The 7,582-nt window shown below is 44.2% G+C and carries 9 protein-coding genes and 1 pseudogene; all 10 read left to right on the top strand.

Annotated elements, in window-relative coordinates; genetic code table 11:
• Positions 1-172: 172 nt before the first annotated feature.
• A pseudogene (locus DXB92_RS12555) lies at positions 173-721 on the top strand (phage portal protein); the annotation flags it as partial.
• Positions 722-1,312: 591 nt separating this feature from the next.
• Positions 1,313-3,118, top strand: coding sequence for a reverse transcriptase domain-containing protein (locus DXB92_RS12550; protein ID WP_117734142.1), 1,806 nt, complete (start codon positions 1,313-1,315; stop codon positions 3,116-3,118).
• Positions 3,119-3,169: 51 nt separating this feature from the next.
• Complete coding sequence (locus DXB92_RS12545; RefSeq protein WP_341473050.1) at positions 3,170-3,934, top strand: phage portal protein; 765 nt, start codon at positions 3,170-3,172, stop codon at positions 3,932-3,934.
• Positions 3,924-4,682 (top strand): head maturation protease, ClpP-related, encoded by a 759-nt coding sequence (locus tag DXB92_RS12540; RefSeq protein ID WP_242986696.1) that lies wholly within the window; start codon positions 3,924-3,926, stop codon positions 4,680-4,682. The genes DXB92_RS12545 and DXB92_RS12540 overlap by 11 nt, the downstream gene beginning before the upstream one ends.
• A gap of 21 nt (positions 4,683-4,703) precedes the next feature.
• Positions 4,704-5,897 (top strand): phage major capsid protein, encoded by a 1,194-nt coding sequence (locus DXB92_RS12535; protein ID WP_117734139.1) that lies wholly within the window; start codon positions 4,704-4,706, stop codon positions 5,895-5,897.
• A gap of 22 nt (positions 5,898-5,919) precedes the next feature.
• A complete protein-coding gene (locus tag DXB92_RS12530; RefSeq protein WP_040648114.1) occupies positions 5,920-6,192 on the top strand; it encodes a head-tail connector protein in 273 nt (90 codons plus the stop codon).
• On the top strand, positions 6,192-6,539 hold the full coding sequence (locus tag DXB92_RS12525) for a phage head closure protein (protein WP_117734138.1): 348 nt from the start codon (positions 6,192-6,194) through the stop codon (positions 6,537-6,539). Before DXB92_RS12530 ends, DXB92_RS12525 begins: the two co-directional genes overlap by 1 nt.
• Positions 6,526-6,894, top strand: a complete 369-nt coding sequence (locus DXB92_RS12520) for an HK97 gp10 family phage protein (protein ID WP_117734137.1) — start codon at positions 6,526-6,528, stop codon at positions 6,892-6,894. The genes DXB92_RS12525 and DXB92_RS12520 overlap by 14 nt, the downstream gene beginning before the upstream one ends.
• The gene (locus DXB92_RS12515) at positions 6,891-7,208 is read left to right on the top strand and encodes a hypothetical protein (RefSeq protein WP_117734136.1); all 318 of its coding nucleotides are present in this window, start codon (positions 6,891-6,893) and stop codon (positions 7,206-7,208) included. Before DXB92_RS12520 ends, DXB92_RS12515 begins: the two co-directional genes overlap by 4 nt.
• Positions 7,209-7,213: 5 nt before the next feature.
• Positions 7,214-7,582: major tail protein (locus DXB92_RS14215; protein WP_347512275.1), on the top strand; the 369-nt coding region annotated here is incomplete at its 3' end.

Here is a 7,582-nt window from a genome sequence, read left to right as displayed (position 1 = left end):
TTTTTACTCATAAGTTATACGTCCTTTCATCACCATTTTATGGCTACGTTTCTATGAATTCTCGTTTTTTAGATGTGCGTTAAATTCCGATTTGTAAGGCTGATGCCCTACATATTGTTAAGCGTATTATACCACACCCATGTACGAAAAGTCAAGAAAGGAGCGTGATTTCATGGGAATTTTCACCGGACTTTTTAAGTCCAGAGATAAGCCGACCAACAGCTATGACAGCCCCAGCTACAGCTATTTCTTCGGACGAACGAACAGTGGTAAGCGAGTTAATGACCGCACTGCCATGCAGCACACAGTGGTTTATGCCTGCGTGAGGGTTCTGTCCGAGGCCATTGCCCAGCTGCCATTACACGTTTACCAATATACCGAAAATGGAAAAGAGCGAGTGCCGCAGCACCCGCTCTATTTTTTGCTCCACGATCAGCCAAATCCAGAAATGACATCATTTGTTTTCAGGGAGACCTTAATGTCCCACTTACTGATTTACGGTAATGCCTATGCACAGATCATCCGAAACGGCAGAGGTGATGTTTTGGGATTGTATCCGCTGATGCCGGATAAGGTCAGAGTAGACCGTGACCAGCGAAACCGTCTGGTCTATATCTACAGCCGCTACGATGAAGCCAATCCAAACCTGAAACAGCAGGGCGATATTGTCCTGCAGGCAGAAGATGTGCTGCATATTCCCGGACTTGGGTATGACGGCGTGCGCCCAGATAGGGCATAGTGAGAAGTAGAAAGATGGTACTACCATGCAAGACAACGTATGAAATAACCTGTTTTATCGGAAGATGAAAATCGACCGGGAGTATAGCATAACAGGAAAGCGGTAAGTTGATTAAAGATAATTTATCACGACTGAACTGCAACATTAAGTGAATATGAGGATAAACCTGTGTTTGGTTAAGGCAAGTTTCAAGTTTCGGTTAATCCACGACAAGGGAAAGTATCTGACACCTTTGACATGAGTATGAATGGATAAAGCCGTCGTTCATTTAGTTGTCAATAAACTCATGTAACCCGCAGGAGAACCTGTGGTAAAGAAACGAAAGCATATCCGACAATTCACATACCAACTCATTATGTTAACTGGGGATTGCCTAAAACGGAACGCCAAATGGCTATGTGTAATGCCGAAAGGTGATAAATTCTAAGTGTAAAAAGCAAGGAAGATGACACTGAATATCCGTAAAGGCAACGGAGCGTTCGTAGTAGTCCGAGAGAGTTAATGGCTCTTGCATGGCGAAGGAACGCAGTTGTTATGTACTAAAATGAAAAGAAGTTAGGGAGGAATACCTCAATGACACCAACGATTGAAATTTTAGAAAGAGTAAACAGAAACTCACAAAAAAATAAGGATGAAGTGTTTACAAAATTATACAGATATATGCTTCGTCCAGATATTTACTATGTAGCCTATAAAAATCTATATGCCAATAGTGGAGCATCAACAAGAGGTGTGGACAATGACACGGCTGACGGTTTCGGTGAAAAAAAGATAATGAAAATTATCAATATGCTGCAAACCGAAAGCTATGAGCCGAGTCCGTCAAGACGTGCGTATGTGAATAAAGCAAACGGGAAAAAGCGTCCATTAGGCATACCCACCTTTACCGATAAACTTGTACAGGAAGTTTTGAGAATGATTCTGCAAGCAGTTTATGAGCCTGTTTTTCTGGACTGTTCTCACGGTTTCAGACCGAACAGAAGTTGTCACACCGCTTTGAAATCTATAACAAAAGGTTTCAATGGCATACGTTGGTTTGTAGAGGGAGATATAAAAGGCTGCTTTGATAATATCAATCATGTAAAATTGGTTGAGATTATCAACAGAAAAATCAAGGATGCAAGGTTGATTAAACTGATATGGAAGTTTCTGAAAGCAGGATATATGGAAGATTGGAAGTATAACGCAACCTACAGCGGAACTCCACAGGGCGGAATTGTTTCACCGATATTTGCCAATATATATCTGCATGAGCTTGATAAGTTTGTGACCGAACTTGCAAATGAGTTCAACTGCAAGGGAAAGAATTACGCAAGCAAAGAATATGAAGCAGTCAGACACCAGATGAGAAAGTTAAATCCGCTGATTGAACAAGCGGAGGGCGAGGAAAGGGAACTGCTGATAAAGCAGAAAAAAGCAATTCGTTCAAGATTGCTGAAAATCCCCTATAAAGCACAGATTGATAAAAAAATTAAATATGTGCGATATGCTGATGATTTTCTTATCGGAATAAACGGCAGTAAAGAGGACTGCCAGACAATAAAGCAAAGACTGTCAGAATTTATTTGTAATGAGCTCAAAATGGAACTTTCAGAAGAAAAAACCTTGATTACACACAGCAGCAACTATGCAAGATTTTTAGGCTATGATGTGAGAGTACGACGGAATAATGACGTTCGCAAAGCAGGAAATACAACACAGCGAACGTTAAGTCAAACGGCAGAGTTAGCTATTCCGCTGAATGATAAGATTATGAGATTCTTATTTGATAAGAAAGTAATCAATCAAAGTAAGAATGGAGAAATCAAGCCTTGGACACGTCTGGCTCTTACAAGATGCAGTGACCTTGAAATTGTCACAGCTTACAACGCAGAATTAAGGGGAATATGCAACTATTACTCATTGGCAAGCAATTTTGGAAAATTGAACTATTTTGCGTATCTGATGGAATATAGCTGCCTGAAAACCCTTGCTTGTAAGCACAAGACAACAATTGCAAAAATCATAAGGAGAAATAAGGACGGAAAAGGAAAGTGGCGTATCGCCTATAAAAACAAAAAAGGTGACTGCTATTGCTATTTTGCTAATTTTAGTGAATGTAAAGAATCAAGTTTTTCAATAGATGCCATTGATACAACAGCAATGAAACACACAAGAACCAAAACCGTCTTTGAACAAAGGTTAGCTGCGAAAGTCTGTGAATTATGTGGATGCACCGATGCGGAACACTATGATATTCATCATGTCCACAAAGTAAAAGACCTGAAAGGGAAAGAATTTTGGGAACAGGTGATGATTGCCAAAAGGCGAAAAACAATAGTTGTTTGCGAGGAGTGCCATAAAAAAATCCACAGCAAAAGAGTTTCTAATACCAAATAACAATGGAAAGCCGTGTACATCGAGAGGTGTAAGCACGGTTTGGGGAGAGGGATAAGTAAACCTACAATAGAAATATTGCAAGGCGACTTTTCCCTACTCTACTTGGTGGGATATTCTCCCATTGCTCTTGCAAAGAATGCAATCGGCATTTCTCTTGCCTGTGAAGACTATGGTTCTACCTTTTTCGCAAACGGAGCCAGTCCGTCTGGTGTGTTGGAACATCCGGGAGTCATCAAAAATCCAGAGCGTGTGCGGGATGCTTGGCAGCGTGCCTATGGTGGCTCCAACTCGCATCATACCGCAATTTTGGAAGAGGGCATGAAATACACGCCTATTTCCATCCCCAACAATGAAGCACAGTTTCTGGAAACCAGAAAGTTTCAGGTCGAGGAAATTGCCCGGCTGTATCGAGTGCCGCTTCATATGATCGGTGACCTTGACCATGCCACATTCAGTAACGTGGAACATCTATCATTGGATTTCGTGAAATACAGTCTCGACCCGTGGATCGTTCGCTGGGAGCAAGGTATGATGAAAGATCTGCTTTCTGATTCAGAGAAAGGCAAGTATTTCATCAAATTCAATGTAGAGGGGCTTTTGCGTGGTGACTATGCTTCCAGAATGCAGGGCTATGCTACCGCAAGACAGAACGGCTGGATGTCCACCAATGACATTCGGGAACTGGAGGATATGAATCTGGTGCCGGAAGAACTGGGCGGCAATCTGTACCTCGTAAATGGCAGCTTCACCAAACTTGCTGATGCAGGTGCATTTGCAAAGAAAAATGAAAAGGAGGAAACGACCCATGAAGAATAATCGTTTCTGGAACTGGGTACGCAACGAAGAAACCGGTGCATCGGAGATGTATTTGTACGGTGCGATTGCGGAGAGTACATGGTTTGAAAATGACATCACCCCTGCCGTGTTCCGCTCGGAACTGCAAAAACACAGCGGTGATGTGACCGTCTTTATCAACTCGCCGGGTGGCGATGTGTTTGCTGCCAGTCAGATCTATACCATGCTCCGAAACCATCCGGGCAAGGTTACGGTCAAGATTGACGGCATTGCCGCTTCTGCGGCTTCTGTGGTGGCGATGGCTGGAGAAGAAACCTTGATTTCACCGACCGGAATGCTGATGTGCCACAATCCGATGACCTGTGCCATGGGCAACAAGGCAGATATGGAGAAAGCCATCGCACTTCTGGATGAAGTCAAGGAATCCATTATCAATGCCTATGCAGAAAAATCGCATCTCAGCCGTAATAAGATCGCAAGGCTGATGGATGAAGAAACGTGGATGAATGCAGAAAAAGCATTGCAGCTGAGATTTGTAGACGGCATTCTCTTTTCTAAAAAGAATCCGTTTGTTCCAGAAGAACCAGATGAAGAAACAGAGGAATCTTCGGAAGAAGAGCCGGATGAGAAAAAGAGGGAAAGCACAGCATCCATGCTGTACACACCATCCAAAACGCTGGATTCTTTTCTGCAGAAGATTTCTGCAACTGCATCCAAAGGCACGCCGATCAACCAATTGGACAAGCGGCTGGAGCTTTTGAAATATTAAAAATATAGGAGGACTGATACTATGACAATTCAGGAACTGAGAGAAAAAAGAAGCAAGGCATGGGATACTGCCCGTGATTTTTTGGATTCCAAGCGAAATGAAAGCGGTCTGCTTTCGGAAGAGGACAGCAAGACATACGATGCCATGGAGCAGCAGATCGTGGCATACGGCAAGGAAATCCAGCGGCTGGAACGACAGGCTCAGATTGAAGCGGAGATGAACAAGCCCACTTCTACGCCGATTCAGAACAAGCCGAACGCCTCCATTCACGGCGATACCAAAACAGGGATTGCATCTGATGCATATCGTACTGCTTTCTGGAACAGCATTCGCAACCGCAATTTTTACGATGTCCGAAACGACCTGCAGGTTGGTACAGATACTGAGGGTGGCTATCTTGTGCCGGATGAATTTGAACGAAAACTGGTAGAAGCCCTGACCGAAGAAAACATTTTCCGGCAGCTGGCAACCGTTATCAAAACTTCCTCCGGTGATCGAAAGATTCCCATCGTTACTTCTAAGGGCGAAGCTGCCTGGATGGATGAGGAAGACGCATATAAGCTGTCTGACGATACCTTTGGACAGGCTTCCCTTGGTGCGTACAAGGTCGGTACGGCAATTAAGATCTCTGAGGAACTGCTGAATGATGCTGCTTTTGACCTGCCGTCTTACATTGCAAAGGAATTTGCAAGAAGAATCGGTGCAAAGGAAGAAGAGGCATTCTTCATTGGTGACGGCAAGGGCAAGCCGACCGGTATCTTCGCTGCAACGGGCGGTGCAGAAAGCGGGGCAACAACCAGCACTGCAAATATCACTTTCGATGATGTTCTGGAACTGTTCTATTCTCTGAGAAGCCCGTATCGGAAGAAAGCTGTATGGGTACTGAACGATTCCACAGTAAAGGCACTTCGTAAGCTGAAGGACAGCACTGGCAATTACATCTGGAATCCGTCTGTACAAGCTGGCGTTCCGGATACCATTCTCAATCGTCCGTACTACACTTCCAGTTATGTGCCGGAAATCAAGGTAGGTGCAAAGTGTCTTGCTTTCGGCGATTTCAGCTATTACTGGATCGGCGACCGTCAGGGACGTTCCTTTAAGCGACTGAATGAAGTATTTGCAATGAATGGTCAGGTTGGATTCCTCGCATCTCAGCGTGTCGATGGCAGACTGATTCTGACCGAAGCCGTAAAGACACTTGGCATGAAAGCGTAATCAGAGAAAGGGGTTGGAGTGGGTGGTAACTTTACAGGAAGTCAAGCAATATCTGCGGATTGATTTTGAAGATGATGATACATTGCTTCTCTCCCTTATTTCAACTGCAAAACAGCTGGTAATGGATGTGGGAAGAATGGACGAGGAACGCTTTTCAGAAAACGAAGATGTGGTACGGACAGCAATGCTCTACACGGTTTCCTATCTCTATGAAAACCGCAATACCGCAGACTTTTCCAAACTGACATTAACACTTCGTGCTATGCTGTTTGCACAGCGAGAGGATGTGATTTGATGGAAATTGGAACACTCAATCAGCGAATCACCTTTCTGGTGAATCGTGTCGTTACCGATGAAATCGGAAATCACACCGCTGTGTGGGACGAAGCCTTTTCCTGCTGGGCAAAAGTGACTTTGAAAGCTTCTGCGGAGCATACGGACGCTGGTGTGACCAAAGAAACACAAACACTGGAATTCCTCATTCGGCAAAGTCAGCACTGGATGCCGTCTGTAACAGGCAACCGAATCTTGTTTCGGGATGTTACATACAACATCACCAGTGTTACACCGGATTATCTGCACAAGGACTATCTGAAACTTACTGCAGAAGCCAGAAAGGCAGGACAGAATGACCAGTATTGATAATCTTGCAGCGGAAATCATGCAGGGCTTGCAGGAATATGCAGACCTTGCGGATACTGCCATGAAAAAGGCTGTCCGGAAAACTGCCACGCAAGTGAAAAACGAGATCTCCGCCAATGCTCCGAAGGACACCGGAAAATATGCAAAAAGCTGGGCTACGAAAAAGACTGGCGAAAACAGTCACTCTTTGGAGATGACAGTACATTCTAAAAACAGATATCAACTGGCACATCTTCTGGAAAAGGGTCATGCCAAGCGTGGCGGTGGTCGTGTATCTGCTCGTCCGCATATTGCTCCTGCGGAAGAAAACGGTGTACAGTTGCTGGAGCATTTAATTGAGGGGGCTTTGTCATGACCTACGAACAAATCGCAGAAATGATGGAGGAAATGGGACTGCCTTTCGCCTACCATCATTTTGCCGAGGACGAAAGCCCTGCACCGCCTTTTCTGCTGTTCTTATCTCCCAGAGAGAATACGTTTTCGGCAGATAATTTGGCATATTTCAGTTGCAAACAACTGGACATTGAATTGTACACAGACAAAAAGCAGCCGGAACTGGAAGAACAGGTGGAGGCAGTGCTTTCCCAGCATGAAATTTATTATACAAAAACAGAAACATTCATTGATTCGGAAGAATTGTATGAAGTGCTCTATGAGATGGAGGTTTGATCTATATGGCAATGGAGAAAAACAAGGTAAAATTCGGTCTGAACAAAGTTCACTATGCAAAAATCACCTCTTATGATGAAGAAGGTGTACCGACTTTTGCAAAGCCAGTTCGCATTCCCGGTGCAGTATCCCTGTCCATCGATGCAGAAGGGGAAGCATCCAATTTTTACGCTGACGATGGGGTGTACTATGTGATCAACAATAACTCTGGTTACACCGGCGATCTGGAAATCGCATTGGTTCCGCTTGAGTTTGCGACAGACATTCTCGGTGAGAAGCTGGATGAAAAGGGCGTTCTCACGGAAACCAATACTGCGGAAGTATCCCAGTTTGCACTGCTGTTTGAATTCAGCGGCGATAAGAATAAAATTCGT

The sequence above is a fragment of the Ruminococcus sp. OM06-36AC genome (assembly GCF_003438725.1).
Classification (GTDB): domain Bacteria; phylum Bacillota; class Clostridia; order Oscillospirales; family Ruminococcaceae; genus Ruminococcus_C; species Ruminococcus_C callidus.
The sequence above is the reverse complement of the archived record's forward strand: the minus strand, read 5'-3'. Positions and strand labels throughout refer to the sequence as shown.